A 21,385-nucleotide genomic window follows, 5' to 3' on the forward strand; every position below is an offset into this window, starting at 1 on the left:
GGGTCAGAGCCGGCCGGTCGCCTTGGCGCGGATGTACGCGTCCGCCACGAGCGGCGGGACGTCCTCCGGTGTGCCCCGCACGACCTCGGCTCCGGCCCGACGCGCGACGTCGGCGACGCCGTCGGCATCGAGCAGGGTGCGTTCGGCTGCGGCCCGGCGGTACACGTCGCGCTCCGCGGATCCCGGGAGGCCCGCCACACGTCCGCCCCGCGCCCCGCGTCGGTCCGTGACCGCCTCGACCGCCCCGCTCGCCATCCGCTGCACCGCCGGGTCCTCGATGCTCGTCACGACGACCGCGTGCCGTCGGGTCAATCGCGGCAGCACGGCGAGCAGGTCGCCGGACGCCCCGACGGAGTCCAGGCTCGACGCGAGCACGACGAGGGCGCGCGACGTCGTGATCGAGTCGACGAGTGCGGGGACCGCTGCCCAGCCGGTGGCAGCGAGTCCGGGTTCCGCCATCGCGAGCGACTCGCCGAACCGCTGCACGACGTCGGTCCTGGTGGCACCGTGCACGCGGTCGTGGACGGTGTCGTCGAGGACCGCCAGGTCCACCCGGTCGCCGGCCGCCGCGGCCAGTGCGCCGACGAGGAGCGCCGCCTCGATGAAGGTGTCGAGCCGGGGTTCGTCGTCCACCCGTCCGGCGCCCGCGCGTCCGGCGTCGACCACGACCACGACCCGCCGGTCGCGCTCGGGGCGCCAGGTGCGGACGACGAGGTCCTGCCGTCGGGCGGTCGCTCGCCAGTCGATCGAGCGGACGTCGTCGCCGCGGACGTAGTCGCGCAGGGAGTCGAACTCGGTACCGTGGCCGCGGAGCTGCAGCGTCGTCTCACCGTCGAGTTCCCGGAGCCGGGCGAGCCGCGACGGCAGGTGCCGTCGGGAGCGGAACGGCGGCGTCACCACGAGTTCGCCCGGCACTGCGATGACCCGCTGGCGGGCAGCGAGTCCGAGCGGCCCGAACGCGCGCACCGCGACCCCGGTCGTCCGGCGGTGACCACGGCGGAACGGTGTGAACCGCATCCGCGCGGTCCGTCGTTCCCCGCCGGGCACGGTCATCCGCACACGCCGGGGAAGGTGCCCGGCGGACGGCTCCCACATGTCGCGGACGATCCCGCGGAGTGTCCGCGCACCGTCGTTCGCGAGCACGAGCGTGCCGTCGGCGGTGCTGTCGCGGCGGGCCAGCCGTGGCATCCGCCGTTCGACCCGCACCCGGCGGAGATCGGCGGCGCCGAGGACGTCGACCGCCGCGCCGAGCACGACGACGCCGACCCACGCCAGACCGGCCCACGCGCTGGCGAGCAGCACGGTGGGCACGATCGCGACCGCGAGGAGGGCGACGAACCGGCCGGAGACCGCCACTAGATCGGCACCCGCACCTGTTCGAGCACCTGCTGCAGCACCCCGTCGGCGCCGACGCCCTCGAGCTCGGCGTCCGCGGCGACCCGCAGTCGGTGTCGCCAGACGGGCAGCGTCATCGCCTGGACGTGGTCCGGGGTGATCGCGTCGTACCCGGTGAGCCAGGCCCAGGCCTTCGCCGCGGCGAGCAGTGCCGTCGCGCCGCGGGGGCTCACGCCGACCCGGACGGACGGGGCTTCACGGGTGGCGCGGGCGAGGTCGACGACGTACGCGAGCACGTCGTCGCGTGCGCCGACGGCCCGGACGGCCTGCTGGGCGGCACGGACCTCGTCGAGACCGACGACCGGGGTGATGCCGGCGGAGCGGACGTCGCGCGGCACGAACCCGTCGGCGTGCCGCCGGAGGACCTGCCACTCGACGTCGCGCGGCGGGATGTCGAGGGTGAGCTTCAGCAGGAACCGGTCGAGCTGCGCCTCGGGGAGCGTGTACGTGCCCTCGAACTCGATCGGGTTCATCGTCGCGGCGACGAAGAACGGGTCGGGCAGCGGGCGGGCGTCGCCGTCGACGCTGACCTGCCGTTCCTCCATCGCCTCGAGCAGCGCCGACTGCGTCTTCGGTGGGGTGCGGTTCACCTCGTCGGCGAGCAGCACGTTCGTGAACACCGGCCCCTCGCGGAACGGGAACGTGCCGGTGGAGGCGTCGTACACGAGCGAGCCCGTCACGTCGCCGGGCATCAGGTCCGGGGTGAACTGGATGCGCTTGGTGTCGAGCGACATCGCCGCGGCGACGCTCCTGACGAGCAGGGTCTTCGCGACGCCGGGGACGCCCTCGAGCAGCACGTGGCCCTGCGCGAGCAGCCCGACGATCATGCCGGACACCGCGCCCTCCTGGCCGACGACGGCCTTCGCGACCTCGGTGCGGACCCGGCCGAACGCATCGCGCAGGTCGGTGCCGCGCACGGCGGTGTCGGTCGTGGTGTTCGTGCCGTGCGGTGCGGCGTCGTGGGGCAGGTCGCTCACGGTCGTCCTCCTGGTCGGTCGTGGTCGGTGGTGGGGCGCTGTCCGGCGGTGGCGCGCCTGACGGCCCGTTCGAGGTCGTCGAGTGCTGCCGTCCCGGCGACGAGTGCCCGATCGTCGTCGGTGGTCCCGCCGACGAGCACGGCGCCGACGCGCGTGTCCGGCGCGCCGGTGACGCGGGCGGCGGCGCGGACGACCTCGTCGACGTGTGCGGAACGGGGCAGCCCGAGCAGCCGGGCGATCCGGCGGACGGCCGCGATCCGGAGGGTGTCGAGCGCGTGGGTGCGGTCACGGGTCCTGGCGTACATCCGGGCTCGGCCCTCGGTGGTCTCGGCGGCGCGGACCACGACGGGCATCCGTTCGACGACGAGTGGTCCGAGCCGCCGGCCGCGCCACACCCCGGCAGCCACTGCCACCAGGGCGAGCAGCGCGAGCGCGCCGGGCACCCACGGCGGTGCGAGTTCGCCGAGCGTCGGGGCAGCACCGGGGGAGCCCACCGACGGGGTGTACCAGGTCAGCCGGTCCTCGGAACCGAGCAGCCCGAGTGCGAGTGCGGCGTTCCCGGCCGTCGTGACGGTGTCGTTGCGGAACGCCGCCGTCGTGCCGAGGAGCGTGACGTCCCCGGCGGGGGTGTCCGTGCGGACCAGCCCCCACCCGCGGTCGGCACCCGAGCCGGTCGGCGCGCAGCGGTCGGCGTCGGGGTCGTCGACGGTGTAGGCGTACCCGGCGGTGGACACGCGTCCGGCCGACGCCGCCGCGGGGATCCGGCAGGACGCGGTGGAGACCGTGTCGGAGCCCTCGACCGCGGCGACGGGAGCTGCGTCGATGCCGAAGGCCTCCAACGCGGAGTCGGTGATGGTCACGAGGACGACGTGTCGGGCGCTCCGGGCGATGCGGTCAGCGACCTCGGGGTCGAGCACGCCGTCGGAGTCGTCGACCAGCACGGTGCCGCCGTCGATCCGTGCGGCGTCGTCGGTGATCGTCACGTCGGTGCCGCGCTGCTCGAGCACCCGTACCAGTGCCGCGGAACCGCTCGCCGTCGTGGAGGTCGGGTCGAGCGGTCGGCGGTCCGGCCCGCCCGATCCCTGCACGACGGCGGTCAGGACCGCGAGGACCACGGCGACGAGCACGATCGCCGTCCAGAAGACGATGCGCCCTCGGCGTCGCTCGGGCGGGGAGTCCCTCGCGGTGACCGGCGCCGGTTCGGTGACGGTCGTCATGCCGGGACCACCGGCCCCGGGGCTCGTACGGGGCGTGCCTGCCGGACGTCGCGCTCGGTGTCGATGACGGCGCGGGCGGTCGCCTCGTCAGCGTCGGCGCCGAGGTACCGCACGGCGTCGAAGGCCGCGGCGGCGGCGTCCAGCCGCGCACTCGCGGTCGGGAACGACACCGCGCCCCGGGCCGCGATGGTCCGCGCGGTGGCACCCGGCACGTCGGGAACGAGGTCGCGCTCGCCGAGCCCGCGGGCGATCGCCCGGAACCCGTCGAGCACCGCGGCCGACCAGTCCGACCGCCGGAGCGCGGACTGTGCGGCGTCCAGCAGTTCACGGGCGGAGCGCAGGTCGTCGTCGAACACACCGCCGGTGTCGTCGGCGCGGGTGCGGGCGCGGCGACGGGGGAGCCCTCGTGCGACGACGACGAGCACGATCACGGCGACCAGCACGACGATCGCGATCCACAGCGCCGTCTGCACCACCACGGGCGAGCCGAGTCCGTCCGCACGCAGTGAGCCGAGCCAGTCGAGGAAGGTCCGGGACGCACGGTCCCACCAGGTCATGTGCGCGCCGTCGTACGCGGACCGCTCGAGCTCGCGCTCGAGGAGCCGCCGGGCCTCGTCCGGGTCGACCGCCGTCATGCGCCGTCCGGCGGGAACCGACCCGGCTGCTGTTGCGGCGGCTGCGCCGGCCACTGCGGCGGCTGCTGGGTCGGCCACTGCTGCTGCGGCGGCTGCCACTGCTGCTGCCCCCACTGCTGCTGCGGCGGCCACGGCGGCCGGGACACCGGAGCGGAGGGGGCGAACGGGTCGGCGGGCTGCCCGGTGTCCAGGTGCGCCGCGATCCGCTGGTCGAGCGCCTCGGTCCGGATCCGGCGGTCGATCGCCAGGAACGTCGTCACGGAGGCGCCCAGTACGTCCGTGATGCACTGCACCGCGATCGCCAGCAGGCTGCCGACGACGATCGCCACGAGCGCGCCGGTACCGATCCCGGAGGACGCGTCGGTCTGCCCGAGCGGGTCGAGGACGCCGCCGACGAGCACGGCGCCGATGGTGAGCGGCGCCGACGCGATCGAGACCGCGAAGCCGAACACCACCCGGACGAGCAGCAGGATCCCGAAGGTGCGCCAGAACGCGCCGCGGGTGAGCCGCCAGGACTGCGCGGCGGCGGAGAAGACGGACCGTCCCTCCAACGCGATGGTCGGCACCGTGAACACGAACCGGGTGCTGAGCCAGGCCAGCAGCACGCCGAACCCGAGCATCACCACGAAGACCACGAGCACGAACCAACCCACGCCGGAGTCGCCGGCGCCGAGTGCCGCGAAGAGCCCGACGAACACGAGCACCAGGACGACCCCGACGACGATGCCCGCACCGATCTGCACGAGCATCCACGCCACGACCGGCCAGCGCCGACCGGCGAGCAGTGCCCACAGCCCGCGGAACGTGGCCCGGCGCCCGAGGACACGTTGGCCGGTGTCCGCGGCGACCGGCGCCACGAGGAACCCGCGACCGAGGTAGGCCAGGAACGGCAGCCCGACGGAGAGCAGCACCCACAGCGTCACCGACCCGGCCAGGATCGTGTCCGTCCCGCTCCCGCCGTCGAGGGCGGAGAACATCCGGGACTGCAGCGCCTGCTGCCCGAAGGTGCTCACGAGCGTCGACAGGAGTCCGAGCACGCCGCTGAGCAGGACGCTCCAGAGCAGCAGGACCCGGGCGTTGCGGCGGAAGACCGTGAACGCACCGCCGAGCACGTCGCCGAGGCCGAGCGGGCGGAGCGGGATCACCGGACGCGAGCCGGCCTTCGGACCCGGTCCGGGCAGTGGTCCCGGCCCCGGGGCGGGCGGGAGCGGGACGGAGAACTGCCTCGGGCCTCCCGGCTGTGCGTTCGGATCCTGCGGAGCAGGGCCGTGCCCACCAGGCGTGTGCCAATCGGTCATGCCGCCGGCCCCCCTCGTCGTGTGCGCCCACGCTGCGACGCGCGGTCCCTCCATCCTGGCGGAAAACGCCCGGCGGCGGGGCCTCGGCTATCGTGTGGGGACACGTGCCACCCGGCACCACCGCACGCACGCCACACGGAGTCCACATCACATGACACCGCGCATCCTCGTCGTCGACGACGACCAGGCCCTCGCCGAGATGATCGGCATCGTGCTCCGCTCGGAGGGGTACGAGCCCGAGTTCAGCGCCGACGGCAACGACGCCGTGGACGCGTTCCACAGCACCAAGCCCGACCTCGTCCTGCTCGACGTGATGCTCCCCGGCATCGACGGCATCGAGGTCTGCAAGCGCATCCGTGCCGAGAGCGGCACCCCGATCATCATGCTCACGGCGAAGAGCGACACCGCCGACGTCGTCCTGGGCCTCGAGAACGGTGCCGACGACTACGTCGTGAAGCCCTTCAACCCGAAGGAGCTCGTCGCCCGCATCCGCACCCGGCTGCGGCCGAGCGCCACCGACGCGACGGTGCTGCACGTCGGCGACGTCACCGTCGACGTCGCCGGGCACGAGGTCCGACGCGGCGACACCGTCATCGCGCTCACCCCGCTCGAGTTCGACCTGCTCCGGGCGCTCGCCGAGAAGCCGAACCAGGTGTTCACCCGCGAGATGCTGCTCGAGCAGGTCTGGGGCTACCACTACAAGGCGGACACCCGTCTGGTGAACGTGCACGTCCAGCGCCTCCGCGCGAAGATCGAGCACGACCCCGACAACCCGAAGACCGTCACGACGGTCCGCGGCGTCGGGTACCGCGCCGGAGGAGCCTGACCACCGTGCCGCCCGCCCCGCCCGCAGCGAGCTCCGGCACCGGGACCCCCACCGCGTCGATCGGTGTGGTGGACCGTGGTCGGCGTCGACTCCGCCGCTGGGCCCGTCGCGGGTGGCGGCCGATCGCGTACCTGTGGCGCCGGTCCCTGATGCTCCGGTCGGTCGCCATCACCGTGATGACGACGGGCCTCGCCATCGCGATCATCGGCACCGCGGTCATGCTCAGCATCTCGACGAACGTCTACTCGCAGCGCCGCGACCAGATCGAGTCGGAGTCCGCCCGCGCCACGATCGTCGCGCAGGGCATCTTCGACGCGGCGACGGCGGCCGAGGACAACAACCAGTCCGAGCTCGAGACCCTGCAGAACGAAGCGCAGCAGGCGATCCTGTCGAACACGACGAGTCCCGGCGGCACGAGCATCGCGATCGAGCGGAGCCCGGACCAGTCCACCCCGCAGACCCTGCAGACCATCGCCAGCCCGGACTTCCCCGATGCCGTCATCACCGACGCCCTCCGGAAGGAGGTCGGGGCGAACACCGGCAAGCTCAGCCTGCAGCCGGTGCAGCTCGACGACGACGGCCGACGTGTCCCGGGGCTCGCGGTGGGGTCGACCCTGCAGATCCCGAGCGCGGGCCAGTACGAGCTGTACCTGGTCTACGACCTCTCCGACGCCCAGCAGACCCTGGACTTCGTGTCCCAGACGCTGTCCATCGGCGGTGTCGCGCTCATGGTGCTCATCGCCCTGGTGACCTCGCTCGTCGTCCGGCTCGTCGTCGTGCCGATCCGCGCCGCCGCCGAGACCAGCCGGAAGATCGCCGCCGGACGCCTCGACGAACGCATCCCGGTGCGCGGGCAGGACGACCTCGCGACGCTCGCGCGGAGCTTCAACGGAATGGCCGAGGCTGTCAGCCGGCAGATCACGCAGCTCGCCGAGCTCTCGCGGGTCCAGCAGCGGTTCGTGTCAGACGTTTCCCACGAACTCCGCACCCCGCTCACCACGATCCGGCTCGCCGGCGACATGCTCTACGACTCCCGCCACGCCTTCGAGCCCTCGGTCGGCCGGTCCGCCGAACTCCTGCACGCCCAGGTCGAACGGTTCGAGCTGCTGCTCGCCGACCTGCTCGAGATCTCCCGGTTCGACGCCCAGGCGGTGCAACTCGACACCGTGTCCGTGCTGCCGGCAGCGCTCGCCGCCGACATCGTCGACGAGTTCCGACCCCTCGCCGAACGCGCCGGGATCGACCTGCAGCTGGCGACCCCCGGCGGCCACACCACCATGCAGCTCGACGCGAAGCGGGTCCGCCGCATCCTCCGGAACCTGGTCGGCAACGCCGTCGAGCACGGCGACGCGAAGCCCGTGCAGGTCGTCGTCGACAGCGATGCCCGGACCGTCGCCATCGCCGTGCGCGACCAAGGGATCGGGATGCCGCCGGAGGACGCCGCCCGCGTCTTCGACCGCTTCTGGCGCGCCGACCCGAGCCGCAAGCGCACCATCGGCGGGACCGGCCTCGGCCTCGCGATCAGCCTGGGCGACGCGAAGCTGCACGGCGGCCGGATCGACGTGTGGTCCCGCCCCGGCGAGGGCTCGACCTTCGTCCTCACCCTGCCCCGGAACGAGTTCGCGGCCACGGCGACGTCGGCGATCCCGCTGCCGGAGCTCGACGAGTCGTACGACGGCCCCCGCGCCGTGCGAGAGGAGTCCTGATGCGCACCCGGATCCGCCACGTGCTGGCCGTCGCCGTCGCCGCCATGGGCCTCGTCGCCCTCACCGCCTGCGCCGCCATCCCCACCGACGGTCCCGTCCGGTCCGGTCAGGCCATCAAGGACGAGTCGGTCTCCGGCGTCGACTTCCGCCCGTACAAGCCGAACGTCGGTGCCGACCAGACGGAGATCCTCCGCGGGTTCATCGCCGCCGCCACCGGCGCGCAGGACAACTACGCGATCGCCCGCGAGTTCCTCAGCGCCGACTTCTCGCAGCAGTGGAACCCGCGGCAGAGCGTCACCATCCGCGACGGCAGCGGCACCGTCGAGCGCGCCGACGACCGTGAGCTCACCTACACGATGACCGCGAGCGCCACCGTCGACTCCGAGGGGGAGTACACGCAGGCCGTCCGGCCGACCTCGTCGACGCTGACCTTCCAGTTCGTGCAGGAGGACGGTGAGTGGCGCATCGCCTACGCGCCGGACGGCATCATCCTGACGCCGGTGAGCTTCGAGTCGGTGTTCCAGCAGCACGCCCTGTACTTCTACGACCCGACGTACCGGTTCCTCGTGCCCGACGAGCGCTGGTTCCTGGCCCGCTCGTCGACGAGCACCCGGATCGCCAGCGCGCTGCTCGCCGGCCCCGCCGACTGGTTGAAGGGCGCCGTGGTGTCCTCGTTCCCCGAGGGCACGCAGCTCTCCCTGAACGCCGTGACGATCGACAGTGGCACCGCGCTCGTCGACCTGTCGAGCGGTGCCCTCCGCGCGAGCACCGTCGACAAGGTGCGGATGCGGGAGCAGCTCAGCAAGTCACTCGCATCGGTCGCCACGGTCTCGTCGGTCTCGATGACCATCGAGGGCGCGAGCCTGTCCGTGCCCGACTCCAGTGGCGCGAACGCGCAGGTCGACCCCGACATCGACCCCCGCCCACTCGTCGAGGAGGACGGCGTCGTCGGGTACGCCACGGCGGGGACCGGCAAGGTCGCGAAGCTGGGCAGCGGCGTCGGGGACACCGTCGCCGACCTCGACCCCACGTCGATCGCGCTCTCGGCGTCCGGCTCCACCGCGGCCGTCGGCAACCGGGACGGCGCGATCGTCGTCCGCGGCGAGGACCACCTCCGCGTCGACGCCCGCGAGGACCTCGTCGCCCCCTCGATCGACGACCTCGGGTTCGTCTGGGTGGGGCAGTCGTCGGACACCAGGAAGATCACGGCCTACGGGCTCGGCGGCGATCCGCACCAGGTGGACACGTCACTGCCGCGCGGCGAGCTCGTGTCGTTCCAGGTCTCCCGCGACTCCACCAGGGCGCTCGCGCTCATCGACACCGCGGACGGCCCTGGCCTGTACGTGATGGCGATCATCCGCGGGTCAGACCGCTCGCCGACGTCCTTCGGGGCGGCCGTGCGCGTGCAGGCCGCGACGGGCACCGCCGTCGGAGCCACCTGGGTGAACGACACCGACGTGGCCTCCGTCGGGCAGACGACGAACGGACCGAACATCGTCCGGACCACGATCGGTGGGCAGTCGACCACGCTGCCGAAGCCCGATGGTCGGGCGACGGCGATCAGCGGCGGGAGCGGGGGAGCGATGCTCCTCCGGATGTCCGACGGGCAGGTGCTGCAGTCCACCGGTGGGGGTTGGGACACGACCGGCGTCACGGCACGGGTGCTCGGCACGCAGCGCTGACGGGTCGCGTGCGCGGGCGTGCGGGCGGTCGCGGGCGTGCGGGCGGTCGCGTGCGTGCGTGACCGCCGCGTGCGTGCGTGGCCGCCGCGTGCGTGCGCGGCCGGCGGTCCTTCCTCCACAGGCGCCCCGGTCTGGAGGCCCGTCCACCGTCCGCCGAGCCGGTCCACGCCCGGCACCGGGTCACGACCACACTCGTGCCGTGCCTCCCGCAGACCACCAGACACCGTGGCGTGACGCCGTCCTCGCCGTGCTCGGACTGTTCCTGCCCGTGGCCTGCCTGGGCTGCGGCGCCGCCGACCGTGCGCTCTGCCCGACCTGTCGTGCGGACCTCGTCGGACGGCCCGGCCGGGTGCGGCTCGTCGCCGGGGTGCGGCTCGACGCCGCGTGGGAGTACGAGGGCCTCGTCCGCACCCTGCTGCTCGAGCTGAAGCTGCGCGGGCGCGTCGACGTCGCCCGTCCACTCGGCCTGCGGTTCGGAGCCCTCGTGCGGCAGGCGCTCGCCGGAGCCCCGCCCGGCACGGTCCTGCGCAGGATCCCGCCGTCCCGGTCGGGCGCTCGGCGGCGGGGGTTCGATCCGGTGGTGCTGCTCCTGGCGCGCGGCGGGGTCCGTCGTCCCCAGCGGCTGGTCCGGGTCCGTGCCGGTCCCACTGCCGGCGGCCCCGGCCAGAAGGAGCGCACCGCCCTCGAGCGGGTCGCCGCGACGGTCGGCACGCTCCGTGCCGTGGGCGTGGACGGCCGCGACGTCGTGCTCGTCGACGACGTGGTGACCACCGGCGTCACGATGGCCGAGGGGGTTCGGGCCGTGCGGGCGGCGGGCGGACGGGTGGTGCGGTGCGTCGCTGTGGCGAGTGTGGAGGAATGACGTGCCGCAGGCCGGTCGCGTCGACACGGTCGACGCCCGTGGCGGCCCCGCCTCGGTGAACACCCGGTGGCCACTGTGCGTCCGGTGAGTGTCCGGCGGACTCGCCGACGCACTGTGACGCCGGGTCGGCAGCGGGTCTAGCCTCGCGGCAAGGCGTTCGGGTTCGCCGGATGGAGGCGACGCGCTGAGTCTGGATGGGAGCCGCCACATGGACGTGACGATCACGGGCCGGAACGTCGGAGTAACCGACCGATTCCGCACCTACGTCGAACAGAAGTCCGAGAAGATCGACGTGCTCGCCGACCGTGCCCTCGCTTTCGAGGTGCGCATCAGCCGCCACCACGAGAAGTCGGGCGGCAGCCAGGGCGAGGACCGCATCGAGCTCACGCTGATCGGTCCTGGGCCCCTCGTGCGGGCAGAGTCCGCGGCCTCCGACAAGTACGCCGCCTTCGACCTCGCCTTCGCCCGCATCATGGAACGACTCCGCCGTGCACGCGATCGACGCAAGGTGCACCGCGGCCGCCACCGCCCCACATCGGTGGCCGAGGTCGCCGGCAGCGGCTTCGACGGCTTGGGGGTCGTCCCCGCAGACGGCCGCCTCATCGAGGACGTCGCCACCGGAGCCGTCTCCGTCGTCGACGAGCAGGGCACGGACGAGGACGACGGCGAGGTCTACAGCCCCGTCGTGATCCGCCACAAGGTGTTCGAGGCCGCCCCGATGACGGTCGACGACGCCCTGTACTACATGGAGCTCGTCGGGCACGACTTCTACCTGTTCGTGGACGCCGAGACCCATCGTCCGAGCGTCGTCTACCGCCGCAAGGGCTGGGACTACGGCGTCATCGGCATCGACGACGCGACCGGGTCCGGGTCGACGGCGGACGCCGAGCCCGCGGTCGCGATCGCCTAGCGGTCACCACCGAACCCTCCCGCACCGTGTGCGCGGCCCGTTCGCGGGTCGCGCACACCCGCGTCGCTCACAGCGCAGGGCTGTTGCGGGTTGCTAGCATGACTGGTCGATCGGGCGTGCAGGTCGCGCCCGACGACCTCGTAAGGAGCTCACGTGGCAAACGTGCTGGAGAAGGTCCTCCGCATCGGCGAAGGACGAACCCTCCGCCGGCTGAAGGCGTACGCCTCGGCGATCAACGACCTCGAGGACGACTTCTCGAGCCTCACCGACGAGGAGCTCCAGGACGAGACGAAGGAGCTCCGCGAGCGGTACGCCAACGGCGAGACCCTCGATGACCTCCTGCCCGAGGCGTTCGCAGCGGTCCGCGAAGCGGCGAAGCGCACCCTCGGCATGCGGCACTTCGACGTGCAGCTCATGGGCGGCGCGGCCCTCCACCTCGGCAACATCGCCGAGATGAAGACCGGTGAGGGCAAGACCCTCGTCGCCACCACGGCCGCGTACCTCAACGCGATCCCGTCGCGCGGCGTGCACGTCATCACCGTGAACGACTACCTCGCGTCGTACCAGTCCGAGATCATGGGCCGCGTCTTCCGCGCCCTCGGTATGACGACCGGGTGCATCGTCGCGAACCAGTCCCCGGCCGAGCGCCGTGAGCAGTACGCGGCCGACATCACGTACGGCACGAACAACGAGTTCGGCTTCGACTACCTGCGCGACAACATGGCGTGGCAGGCCTCGGACATGGTGCAGCGCGGACACTTCTTCGCCGTCGTGGACGAGGTCGACTCGATCCTCATCGACGAGGCCCGCACGCCGCTCATCATCTCCGGTCCGTCCTCGGGCGAGGCCAACCGCTGGTTCACCGAGTTCGCCTCGATCGCCAAGCGCCTCACCCCGGGCGAGGACTACGAGGTCGACGAGAAGAAGCGCACCGTCGGCGTGCTCGAGCCCGGCATCGAGAAGGTCGAGGACTACCTCGGTATCGACAACCTGTACGAGTCGGCGAACACCCCGCTGATCTCGTTCCTGAACAACTCGATCAAGGCCGTCGCGCTGTTCAAGAAGGACAAGGACTACGTCGTGATGAACGGCGAGGTGCTCATCGTCGACGAGCACACCGGCCGCATCCTGATGGGTCGTCGCTACAACGAGGGCATCCACCAGGCGATCGAGGCGAAGGAAGCGGTCGAGGTCAAGGCCGAGAACCAGACCCTCGCCACGGTCACGCTCCAGAACTACTTCCGCCTGTACCAGAAGCTCTCGGGCATGACGGGTACCGCCGAGACCGAGGCGGCGGAGTTCATGTCGACCTACAAGCTCGGCGTGGTCCCGATCCCGACGAACAAGCCGATGCAGCGCATCGACCAGACCGACCTCGTCTACAAGAACGAGAAGGCGAAGTTCGAGCAGGTCGCCGAGGACATCGCCGAGCGCCACGAGAAGGGCCAGCCCGTCCTCGTCGGCACCACGAGCGTCGAGAAGTCCGAGTACCTCTCGAAGCTCCTCGCGAAGAAGGGCGTCAAGCACGAGGTCCTCAACGCGAAGAACCACGCGCGCGAAGCAGCGATCGTGGCCCAGGCGGGTCGCCTCGGCGCCGTGACGGTCGCGACGAACATGGCCGGTCGTGGTACCGACATCATGCTCGGCGGCAACTCCGAGTTCCTCGCCGTGCAGGAGATGCACGCCAAGGGGCTCTCGCCGTCGGAGACCCCCGACGAGTACGAGGCCGAGTGGGACGACGTGTTCGCCCGCGTCAAGGCCGAGGTCAACGAAGAGGGCGACAAGGTCCGCGAGGCCGGCGGTCTCTACGTCCTCGGCACCGAGCGCCACGAGTCCCGCCGCATCGACAACCAGCTCCGCGGTCGTTCCGGCCGTCAGGGCGACCCGGGCGAGAGCCGCTTCTACCTGTCGCTCACCGACGACCTGATGCGCCTGTTCAACTCCGGTGCCGCCGAGAGCCTGATGGGCCGCTCGAACGTGCCGGACGACCTGGCCATCGAGAACAAGCTCGTCGGCCGCGCGATCCGTTCCGCCCAGGCACAGGTCGAGGGCCGGAACGCCGAGATCCGCAAGAACGTCCTCAAGTACGACGACGTCCTGAACCGCCAGCGCGAAGCGATCTACAGCGACCGCCGGCACATCCTCGAGGGCGACGACCTGCACGAGCGTGCGCAGTCGTTCCTGAAGAGCGTCGTCGACGACGTCATCGACACCCACACCGGCGAGGGCTCGCCGGACGACTGGGACCTCGACGCCATGTGGACCGAGCTCGGCACGCTCTACCCGATCTCGATCTCCATCGACGAGGTCATCACCGAGGCCGGCTCGAAGGGCAAGGCGTCCCGCGAGTTCCTCGGTCGCGAGATCCTCTCCGACGCCAAGCTCGCCTACTCCAAGCGCGAGGAGCTCCTCGGCGACGAGGCGATGCGCGAGCTCGAGCGCCGCGTGGTCCTCTCGGTGATCGACCGCCGCTGGCGCGACCACCTGTACGAGATGGACTACCTCAAGGACGGCATCGGCCTCCGCGCGATGGCACAGCGTGACCCGCTGGTCGAGTACCAGCGCGAGGGCTACGCACTGTTCCAGAGCATGATGGGGCAGATCCGCGAAGAGTCGGTCGGCTACCTCTTCAACCTCGAGGTCCAGGTGCAGTCCGACGGTGAGAACGCCGTGATCGAGGCCAAGGGCCTCGGCGAGGACGAGGTCTCCGGTCTCGAGTACTCGGCTCCGTCGATCGACGGCGAGGTCGAGGTGCGCGACGAGCGCGGGCGCCTCGAGCAGGCCGCCACGGCGCGTGCACAGCGTGCCCAGGCCGAGGCCGAAGCGGCTGCCGAGCCGGAGCAGGGTTCCGCCTTCGGCAACGCGGCGACCGCCTCCGGCCAGGCTGCCGCGGCCGGCAACCGTGCCGAGCGTCGACAGGCCGCGAAGAAGAACTAGCGCCCTGCGCGCGAGCGCATCGTGAGCAGAAATGGTCGGGTCCCACGTCGGGACCCGACCATTTCTGCTCACCAAGCGCACCCAACGCACCAAGCGCACCAAGCGTGCCCAACGCACCCAACGCACCCGACGCACGGCGGTGCGGACTGGAGGCGCGGTGCCAGCTGGCACCGCGCCTCCAGTCCGTCTCCTCGCGCCTACAGGACGCCGATCGCCGTCGCGCGCCACCGGCCCTGCCGGTCCTCGAGACGGATCGCGACCGCACGCGCGTGACTGCGGGTGTGGACGACGACCGTCGCCTCGGCGACGCCGTCGGCCGGCCGACAGACGAGGACGCTGCCGACCCGCAGCACCGGCCGTGCGCGGGACCGCCGCCCCACGGAGCGGGCGTGCGCCGCGACCGCCGAGCGCTGCTGCAGGTGCCGCTGCACGTCGTCGGTGATCCACCGTGCGATGCTGTCGACCTCGCGCGCCCCGCTGAGGATCTCGGCGACGCAGAGGCCGAGCGCCCGTGCGGTGTCCGCGGGGTCGGGTGGTCCGGTCGCCGTCTCCGTGATCGGGATCGGGTCGACGGGTGCGAGCACCGGTCTCCCCGGACTCGTCGCCACCACATCGATCAGCCGTGCCTGCTCCGCCACCCCTGCCCCTTCCGTTGCTGTGGTGAGCGTATGGGGAGTGCGACATGCAACATACGAAACTGCTCAGGTGTGTGGACAGGCGGGAGTTCTCCACAAGTCGGCCGCACCTAGACTGATCGGGTGTCGACCCTCAGTGACCTCGTCCTCGCACAAGGCCGTTCCTCGGAAGCAGACGTGGAGTGGCTCCACCTGCTGGTGGGGGACTGGCAGCTCCTGGCCGACCTGTCCTTCGCGGACATGGTCCTCTGGGTGCCGACGGCCGAGGACGGCTCGTTCGTCGCCGTCGCGCACGCCCGCCCGAGCTCCGCGGCGACGCTGTTCTACCGCGACATCGTCGGGCAGGAGATCCGCGAGGAGTGGCGCGGCCAGGTGACGGAGAGCTTCGCCGGCTCGAGGGTCGTCGACTCCGCGGAGCCGGACTGGTACGAGGACACCCCCACCCGCGTCCGCGCCATCCCGGTGCTCCGACGACTGAGCGCGAAGAGCGCCGAGACCACCGACCGGCCGATCGCCGTCGTCACCCGGCACTCGAACCAGGACGAGATGCGGACCCCGAGCCGCCAGGAGCTCAACTTCACCGCGAGCGCGAACGACCTGTTCGGGATGATCGCGACGGGTGACTTCCCGGACCTCGGCGCACCGGCGGGCCCCCGTCGCGGAGCGCCCCGAGCCAGCGACGGCCTGCTGCGGCTCGACACCGCCGGCATCGTCACCTTTGCCAGCCCGAACGGCCTGAGTGCGTTCAACCGGATGGGCTTCGAGGGTGAGCTCGAGCGCAAGTCACTGGCCGAGGTCACCACCGAGCTCATCGGCGCCCAGCTCGACGTCGACGAGTCCCTGCCCCTCGTGGTCACCGGCCGTGCCCCGTGGCGCGCCGACGTGGAGTCGAAGGGCGTCACGGTGTCCCTGCGCTCGATCCCGCTCCGCGACCACGGTGAGCGGATCGGAGCCATCGTGCTCTGCCGCGACGTCTCCGAGCTCCGGCACCAGGAGCGCGAGCTCATCACCAAGGACGCGACGATCCGCGAGATCCACCACCGCGTGAAGAACAACCTGCAGACGGTGGCGTCACTGCTCCGGATCCAGGCGCGTCGCACGCACTCCGACGAGGCACGCACGTCGCTGCAGAACGCCATGCGCCGCGTCGCCGCCATCGCCGTCGTGCACGACACCCTGTCGAGCGGCCTCAGTCAGACGGTCGACTTCGACGACGTGTTCGACTCCGTGCTCAAGCTCGTGACCGAGGTCGCCGCGTCGCACAACACCACGGTGCACCCGAAGAAGACCGGCGAGTTCGGGGTGCTGCCCTCCGAGGCTGCGACGCCGCTCGCCCTCGGCCTCACGGAGCTCGTGACGAACGCCGTCGAGCACGGGCTGGACGGCCGCGACGGTGAGGTCGAGATCGTCGCCCGCCGGTTCGACGACCACCTGGAGATCGAGGTCCGGGACAACGGCGTCGGGCTGCCGGAGGGCAAGGTCGGATCGGGTCTCGGCACCCAGATCGTCCGCACGCTCATCCAGGGGGAGCTCGGCGGCACGATCGACTGGCACACCCTGACCGGCAGCGGCACCGAGGTGACGATCACCATCCCGTTCCGCTGGCTGACCGCTCCCGCCTGACGTCCGGCCGGGTTGCGCCGTGCCCGCGGGAGTTGCGCGTCGGGTTCGCGCCCGCTCACGGGCATTGCGCCCCGGCTCTTCGGGGCGCAATGCCCCTGCGGGGGCGCGCACGGGCGCCCCGCCCCGCGGCCCCGCCCCGCGGCCCTGCCCGCGCGCACGACGACGCCCGCCGTCCCCGAGGGGACGACGGGCGTCGGTGTCGGACGGCTCCGGTCAGGAAGCCCGGCGGGCACGCGCGGCGCGACGCTTCAGCGCACGACGCTCGTCCTCGCTCAGGCCACCCCAGACTCCGGAGTCCTGGTTGTTCTCGAGCGCGTACTGCAGGCACATCTCGGTGACCGTGCAGCGAGCACAGACCGACTTGGCCTTCTCGATCTGGTCGACGGCGGGCCCGGTGTTCCCGACGGGGAAGAAGAGCTCGGGGTCCGCGGTGAGGCAGGCAGCCTTGTCACGCCAGTCCATGTGTGGTGCTCCTTGATGTCGATGCTCGAACGGCAGGCCGGGGCCGCGGTTCAGGGGATCGGAACGCTGACCATGCATGCGGCATGGAGGGGACAACTGTGGGGAGGAGTCCGCTGAGATAGCGAGTCTGACGCCCGCGTGACGCTCGGGGGAGGAGCGACGAACCACGGGAGACGCACACCACATCGTGCCGTCCAAACGACCTCCAATATCGTTCCATACTGGTAGGGGCAAATCAAGGGTTTCAATGCTGGAGGATCACTGTGCGAGATGACACCCCGACGGAGATCGACCCTCCCGAGCGACGGTCACCGGCGCTCGTCGGACTGCTGGTCGTGGTCGGACTCGAGTTCGCCGCCCTGGTCGTCGTGACGGTGGTGCTGATCGTCGAGGTCATCGTCGCACCGGCCACGAGCATCGCGTCCGGGATCGCCCTGACGGTCCTCGCGGCCATCGCCGCCCTCTGGCTCGGCGCGCTGCTGAACGGCCTGTGGAAGGGCCGCTCCTGGGTGCGTTCCGGGATCATCGTCTGGCAGGTGCTGCAGGGAGCGATCGCGATCGGTGCGTTCCAGGGCGTCTTCCGCGTGCCCGCCGTCGGGTGGGTCCTGCTCATCCCGGCGCTGCTCGGCATCACGCTGGTGCTGACGAAGTCCGTGACGGCCGCGCTCGCGCGTCCGGCCGAGTAGACGGTCTGGTCCGAACGCACTGGAGGCCCGGTGCCGGTTCTCGGAACCGGCACCGGGCCTCCAGTGCGTGGCCGGTCCTCAGACCAGGCCCAGCTTCTTCCGCAGGCTCGCGACGTGCCCCGTTGCCTTGACGTTGTACAGCGGGAGCTGCACGACGCCGTCCTCGTCGACGACGATCGTCGAGCGGATCGTGCCGGTGACGATCTTGCCGTAGTTGTTCTTCTCGCCCCACGCGGCGTACGCCTTGTGCACCGTCAGGTCCGGGTCGCTCAGCAGCGGGAACGTGAGGGCCTGCTCGTGCTGGAACGTCTTGAGCTTCGCGGGCTCGTCCTTCGAGACGCCGAGCACCTCGTACCCGGCGGCCTGCAGCGAGGACATGTTGTCGCGGAAGTCGCAGGCCTCCGTGGTGCACCCGGGGGTCGAGGCCGCCGGGTAGAAGTACACGATGACCTTCCGGCCGCGCAGGCTCGACAGGGTGTGCTCGACGCCGTCCTGGTCCGGCAGCGTGAAGTCGGGGGCGGTGTCGCCGGCGGCGAGGCGGTCGGTCATGGTGCTCCTGTTCGCGTTCGTGCCCACGAGTGGTCGTGAGCACGCAGAACCCATGCTATTGTTGATTCCCGTTGCGGCACGGAAGCCGGAACATGCACCTCTAGCTCAATTGGCAGAGCAACTGACTCTTAATCAGTGGGTTCTCGGTTCAAGTCCGAGGGGGTGCACCAGAATCACGAAGGCCCCGACTCATCGAGTCGGGGCCTTCGTGCGTTCCGGGCTCGATCACGCGTCCACGGCGAGACACGCCCGAGGTGCTCCGGACGGACGAAATCAGTCGGCGGTCACGTCGACGACGTGTTCCTCGCCGATCACGGGTTCGAGGGCCCCGGCGGACGCCGCCGCGAGGTCGGCCGTCAGCACGTCGAGCGCTGCTCGGGGGACCCGGACCTCGAAGGTGGCGACGCGGCCGTACGTCGTCGGGCCGAGGGTCGCGTGGTGGTTCCGGACCCAGTCGCGCAGGACGTTGTCGATGCGGCCGGCCTCCGCGTGGTCGACGTCGAACCGCACGTCGGTGAGTGCCTCGCGGCGGACGAGCCGGGCGGCGTCGAGCGCTTCGGAGACCGACGTCGAGTACGCCCGCACGAGTCCGCCGGCGCCGAGCTTGACCCCGCCGAAGTAGCGCGTGACGACGGCGACGAGGTCGGTCAGGTCGCGGCGGCGCAGGACCTCGAGCATCGGGACGCCCGCCGTGCCCGACGGTTCGCCGTCGTCGGAGGACCGCGCTTGGTCGCCGAGCACCCCGGTCACCATCGCCGTGCAGTTGTGCCGGGCGTCCCAGCGGCGACGACGGACGTCCGCGATCACCGCGTCGGCCTCGTCGACGCCGGCGACCGGCGCGAGGGTGGTGATGAACCGCGACTTCGTGATGACGATCTCGTGCTCGACGGCCGCGGCGATCGTCGACGGGAAGCGGCGGACCATGTCCCGAGGCTACCGGCGCGGATCGGGCGTCCCGCGCTAGCATGTCGTGCACGCACGGCTGGGGAGGAGTCCGACATGGAGACACGCGATCAGAAGGGCGGGGTCCTCGACGCCGCCGAGCTCGCCCGTCGGCTGAACCTGCTGCTCGACTTCGAGGAAGCGCAGCGCGGGACCCCGGTGCCGTTCGCCTCGATCGAGGAGTTCGTGGCACTGCGCGGCGGCTCGCTCTCGCGGGCGAAGTGGACGTACATGCTCTCCGGGGACGGCCGTCGGAACCGCGACACCGAGCTCCTGCAGATCCTCGCCGGGTTCTTCGAGGTCGATGAACGCTTCCTGCTCGAGGACAGCGACGTGCCCGAGCGGATCGGGGCGCAGCTCGCGCTCGTCCGGTCGCTGCGCTCCGCCCGGGTCAGCGGGTTCGCCGCCCGCACGTTCCCCGGTGAGCTCTCGCCCGAGGCGCTCCGGCGCATCGCCGAGGTGCTCGAGGAGGAATCACAGCGGGGGAGCGTCGCGTGACGGACTCCCTCATCCAGGCGTTCTGGGAGCGCGGTGCGGCCGAGGGGTGGTCCGACGTCGACCAGGCCGTGGCCGCCGCGGCTGACGTCGTCGGCAAGCCCGTCGTCGTCCGCGAAGAGGCGTTCCTCGCCGCCGAACCGGTGTGCGGGTTCGTCGCGACGCTCGAGCACGCGCACCTCATCATGATCTCGCCCACGGCATCGCCGACCTTCCGGGCGTTCGTCATCGGGCACGAGCTCGGCCACGTCCTGCACCGGCACCAGGAGCACGCCCCGCAGGCGGCCTACATCCGCGACGTGATCCCGGACCTGCCCGAGTACAAGGTCGAGCGCGCCCTGGCCCGCGGGCTCTTCGACAACGAGTTCGAGCGGCAGGCCGAGCTCTTCGCCGATCAGCTCGCCACCCTCATCCGCGGCCACCGCACACGTCCGAGCGCGTTCCGTGGGGTGTTCGGGTGATCTTGTCCGTCGCCCAGGCGGTGCTCTTGATCGCCGGCACGGTCGCGCTCTTCGTGCTGCAGCGCGGGAACGACCGTACGCTCGCGGTGACCTTCCTGCTGTTCTCGGCCACGATCGTCACCAACGTCGACGCCCTGTACCGGTGGGCCGATCCGCTGGTGGGCGGGTTCAACCTCGTGACGGTGGTCAGTGACTGCCTGATGATCGCGGGGACCAGCACCCTGCTCTGGGGCGTCGCGAAGGCCGTCGGGGCCGCGCGGCCGTGGCTCCGCAACGCGATCGTCGTGACGTGCGCGGTCGTCGGGGTGGTCGTGATCACGGCGTTCACGGTGCTCGACAAGCCCCCGACCACGACGACGTTCATGCTCGACGCGGGATCGTACCCCGCTGCGGCCGTCTACTCGATCGCGCAGACCCTGTACCTCGGCGTCGCACTCGGTGCCACCGGCCTGATCTGCGTGCTCCGCCTGCGCGAGGCCCGCACCACGACCGACCTGGTCGGCCTGTGGTTGCTCGTCGGCGGTGGCGTGCTCGGTGTGGTCCGGATGGTCGTCGTCGTGGTGATGGACCTCGCGCACGTCACCGGTCACGACACGGTGACCGCAGCCCTCGCGCTGCCGTACGACGTCACGACCCCCGGCGCGGTGCTGTGCGTGGCGTCGGGGATGCTCCTGCTCGTGGTCGGGCACCGCGCCTGGCGTGCGCGCGGTGACCGTCGGGTGCGGGCGGCGCTCCGGCGGCTCGAGCCCCTGCACGAGCGGCTCGGCGCGGACAACGCCTACCCGCGGACCGCGGACCCGGCGACTCGGTTGAGCCGCCTGATCGTCGAGATCAACGACGGGGTCCGGTCGTCGCGCGCGGCCCTGACGGAGGCCGAGCGGGCCGTCCTCGCCGACGCCGAAGCCGCGCTCGACGCCGCGTAGCGCCCCGTGTAGCACATCGCGGGACCTCGGTCCCACTGGGTGGCTCGACGTGTTCCGCCGAGCCGTGTACAGTCTGTAGCAAGTGCTACAGATCCTGTGGCTCGCCGGGTCGGGACTCGGCCGCGTTGGGGGCGGCCGAGCACCACCGACACCCGTTGTCTAGA

Annotated in this window: 20 protein-coding genes and 1 tRNA gene; 12 read left to right on the top strand and 9 right to left on the bottom strand. The window is 71.7% G+C overall.

Going from position 1 to position 21,385, the window contains the following annotated elements:
* Window positions 1-3 precede the first annotated feature (3 nt).
* Genes EDF19_RS14005 through EDF19_RS14025 form a run of 5 tightly spaced genes read right to left on the bottom strand, consistent with a single transcriptional unit; the run spans window position 4 to window position 5,369 of the window.
* Window positions 4-1,356 (bottom strand): DUF58 domain-containing protein, encoded by a 1,353-nt coding sequence (locus EDF19_RS14005; RefSeq protein WP_123681482.1) that lies wholly within the window; start codon window positions 1,354-1,356, stop codon window positions 4-6.
* Window positions 1,356-2,312, bottom strand: coding sequence for a MoxR family ATPase (locus EDF19_RS14010; protein ID WP_123681542.1), 957 nt, complete (start codon window positions 2,310-2,312; stop codon window positions 1,356-1,358). Before EDF19_RS14010 ends, EDF19_RS14005 begins: the two co-directional genes overlap by 1 nt.
* 56 nt (window positions 2,313-2,368) lie before the next feature.
* Window positions 2,369-3,589 (bottom strand): DUF4350 domain-containing protein, encoded by a 1,221-nt coding sequence (locus EDF19_RS14015; RefSeq protein WP_123681483.1) that lies wholly within the window; start codon window positions 3,587-3,589, stop codon window positions 2,369-2,371.
* A complete protein-coding gene (locus EDF19_RS14020) occupies window positions 3,586-4,224 on the bottom strand; it encodes a DUF4129 domain-containing protein (protein ID WP_123681484.1) in 639 nt (212 codons plus the stop codon). Before EDF19_RS14020 ends, EDF19_RS14015 begins: the two co-directional genes overlap by 4 nt.
* On the bottom strand, window positions 4,221-5,369 hold the full coding sequence (locus tag EDF19_RS14025; protein WP_185022864.1) for a glycerophosphoryl diester phosphodiesterase membrane domain-containing protein: 1,149 nt from the start codon (window positions 5,367-5,369) through the stop codon (window positions 4,221-4,223). Before EDF19_RS14025 ends, EDF19_RS14020 begins: the two co-directional genes overlap by 4 nt.
* A gap of 304 nt (window positions 5,370-5,673) precedes the next feature.
* On the opposite strand from EDF19_RS14025, the gene mtrA reads away from it, so the two are divergent.
* From mtrA to secA, 6 genes are all read left to right on the top strand, one after another.
* Complete coding sequence (mtrA, locus tag EDF19_RS14030) at window positions 5,674-6,348, top strand: MtrAB system response regulator MtrA (RefSeq protein ID WP_123292246.1); 675 nt, start codon at window positions 5,674-5,676, stop codon at window positions 6,346-6,348.
* Between the two features lie 5 nt (window positions 6,349-6,353).
* Window positions 6,354-8,054, top strand: a complete 1,701-nt coding sequence (mtrB, locus tag EDF19_RS14035) for an MtrAB system histidine kinase MtrB (protein WP_123681486.1) — start codon at window positions 6,354-6,356, stop codon at window positions 8,052-8,054.
* Window positions 8,054-9,736, top strand: a complete 1,683-nt coding sequence (locus EDF19_RS14040; protein WP_123681487.1) for a GerMN domain-containing protein — start codon at window positions 8,054-8,056, stop codon at window positions 9,734-9,736. The genes mtrB and EDF19_RS14040 overlap by 1 nt, the downstream gene beginning before the upstream one ends.
* 199 nt (window positions 9,737-9,935) lie before the next feature.
* The gene (locus EDF19_RS14045; RefSeq protein WP_123681488.1) at window positions 9,936-10,598 is read left to right on the top strand and encodes a ComF family protein; all 663 of its coding nucleotides are present in this window, start codon (window positions 9,936-9,938) and stop codon (window positions 10,596-10,598) included.
* Window positions 10,599-10,806: 208 nt separating this feature from the next.
* Window positions 10,807-11,508, top strand: a complete 702-nt coding sequence (gene hpf, locus EDF19_RS14050) for a ribosome hibernation-promoting factor, HPF/YfiA family (RefSeq protein ID WP_123681489.1) — start codon at window positions 10,807-10,809, stop codon at window positions 11,506-11,508.
* A 153-nt stretch (window positions 11,509-11,661) separates the two neighbouring features.
* Entirely contained in the window at window positions 11,662-14,445 is a 2,784-nt protein-coding gene (gene secA / locus EDF19_RS14055; protein ID WP_123681490.1) for a preprotein translocase subunit SecA, read from the top strand.
* A 197-nt stretch (window positions 14,446-14,642) separates the two neighbouring features.
* On the opposite strand, the gene EDF19_RS14060 is transcribed toward secA, so the two are convergent.
* Entirely contained in the window at window positions 14,643-15,083 is a 441-nt protein-coding gene (locus EDF19_RS14060) for an Rv3235 family protein (protein ID WP_148071108.1), read from the bottom strand.
* Window positions 15,084-15,203: 120 nt separating this feature from the next.
* On the opposite strand from EDF19_RS14060, the gene EDF19_RS14065 reads away from it, so the two are divergent.
* Window positions 15,204-16,703, top strand: coding sequence for a sensor histidine kinase (locus EDF19_RS14065; RefSeq protein WP_123681492.1), 1,500 nt, complete (start codon window positions 15,204-15,206; stop codon window positions 16,701-16,703).
* Between the two features lie 213 nt (window positions 16,704-16,916).
* Here the strand turns inward: EDF19_RS14065 and EDF19_RS14070 are convergent, their stop codons facing one another.
* On the bottom strand, window positions 16,917-17,165 hold the full coding sequence (locus EDF19_RS14070; protein WP_017888820.1) for a WhiB family transcriptional regulator: 249 nt from the start codon (window positions 17,163-17,165) through the stop codon (window positions 16,917-16,919).
* Between the two features lie 263 nt (window positions 17,166-17,428).
* On the opposite strand from EDF19_RS14070, the gene EDF19_RS14075 reads away from it, so the two are divergent.
* Complete coding sequence (locus EDF19_RS14075; protein WP_123681493.1) at window positions 17,429-17,851, top strand: hypothetical protein; 423 nt, start codon at window positions 17,429-17,431, stop codon at window positions 17,849-17,851.
* 78 nt (window positions 17,852-17,929) lie between these two features.
* Here the strand turns inward: EDF19_RS14075 and bcp are convergent, their stop codons facing one another.
* A complete protein-coding gene (gene bcp / locus EDF19_RS14080) occupies window positions 17,930-18,400 on the bottom strand; it encodes a thioredoxin-dependent thiol peroxidase (RefSeq protein ID WP_123681543.1) in 471 nt (156 codons plus the stop codon).
* A 94-nt stretch (window positions 18,401-18,494) separates the two neighbouring features.
* On the opposite strand from bcp, the gene EDF19_RS14085 reads away from it, so the two are divergent.
* A tRNA-Lys gene (locus tag EDF19_RS14085) sits at window positions 18,495-18,570 on the top strand.
* A gap of 103 nt (window positions 18,571-18,673) precedes the next feature.
* On the opposite strand, the gene EDF19_RS14090 is transcribed toward EDF19_RS14085, so the two are convergent.
* Window positions 18,674-19,324 (bottom strand): YigZ family protein, encoded by a 651-nt coding sequence (locus EDF19_RS14090; protein WP_123681494.1) that lies wholly within the window; start codon window positions 19,322-19,324, stop codon window positions 18,674-18,676.
* Window positions 19,325-19,399: 75 nt separating this feature from the next.
* Here EDF19_RS14090 and EDF19_RS14095 point away from each other — a divergent pair, with 75 nt between their 5' ends.
* Genes EDF19_RS14095 through EDF19_RS14105 form a run of 3 tightly spaced genes read left to right on the top strand, consistent with a single transcriptional unit; the run spans window position 19,400 to window position 21,221 of the window.
* Window positions 19,400-19,840, top strand: a complete 441-nt coding sequence (locus EDF19_RS14095) for a hypothetical protein (RefSeq protein ID WP_123681495.1) — start codon at window positions 19,400-19,402, stop codon at window positions 19,838-19,840.
* Window positions 19,837-20,298 carry an ImmA/IrrE family metallo-endopeptidase gene (locus EDF19_RS14100; RefSeq protein WP_185022865.1) on the top strand — a complete coding sequence of 154 codons (462 nt, stop codon included), beginning with the start codon at window positions 19,837-19,839 and terminating at the stop codon, window positions 20,296-20,298. Before EDF19_RS14095 ends, EDF19_RS14100 begins: the two co-directional genes overlap by 4 nt.
* Entirely contained in the window at window positions 20,295-21,221 is a 927-nt protein-coding gene (locus EDF19_RS14105) for a hypothetical protein (RefSeq protein ID WP_123681497.1), read from the top strand. Before EDF19_RS14100 ends, EDF19_RS14105 begins: the two co-directional genes overlap by 4 nt.
* The last annotated feature ends 164 nt before the right edge of the window (window positions 21,222-21,385 follow it).

Source organism: Curtobacterium sp. PhB115 (assembly GCF_003752025.1).
In the GTDB taxonomy this organism is placed as follows: Bacteria; Actinomycetota; Actinomycetes; order Actinomycetales; family Microbacteriaceae; genus Curtobacterium.

Excerpts from the sequence above, each read along its gene's own strand:
- EDF19_RS14040 (WP_123681487.1), top strand. The coding sequence starts at position 8,054 with ATGCGCACCCGGATCCGCCACGTGCTGGCCGTCGCCGTCGCCGCCATG.
- EDF19_RS14095 (WP_123681495.1), top strand. The coding sequence starts at position 19,400 with ATGGAGACACGCGATCAGAAGGGCGGGGTCCTCGACGCCGCCGAGCTC.
- EDF19_RS14090 (WP_123681494.1), bottom strand. The coding sequence starts at position 19,324 with ATGGTCCGCCGCTTCCCGTCGACGATCGCCGCGGCCGTCGAGCACGAG.
- mtrA (WP_123292246.1), top strand. The coding sequence starts at position 5,674 with ATGACACCGCGCATCCTCGTCGTCGACGACGACCAGGCCCTCGCCGAG.
- EDF19_RS14070 (WP_017888820.1), bottom strand. The coding sequence starts at position 17,165 with ATGGACTGGCGTGACAAGGCTGCCTGCCTCACCGCGGACCCCGAGCTC.
- bcp (WP_123681543.1), bottom strand. The coding sequence starts at position 18,400 with ATGACCGACCGCCTCGCCGCCGGCGACACCGCCCCCGACTTCACGCTG.
- hpf (WP_123681489.1), top strand. The coding sequence starts at position 10,807 with ATGGACGTGACGATCACGGGCCGGAACGTCGGAGTAACCGACCGATTC.
- EDF19_RS14020 (WP_123681484.1), bottom strand. The coding sequence starts at position 4,224 with ATGACGGCGGTCGACCCGGACGAGGCCCGGCGGCTCCTCGAGCGCGAG.
- EDF19_RS14015 (WP_123681483.1), bottom strand. The coding sequence starts at position 3,589 with ATGACGACCGTCACCGAACCGGCGCCGGTCACCGCGAGGGACTCCCCG.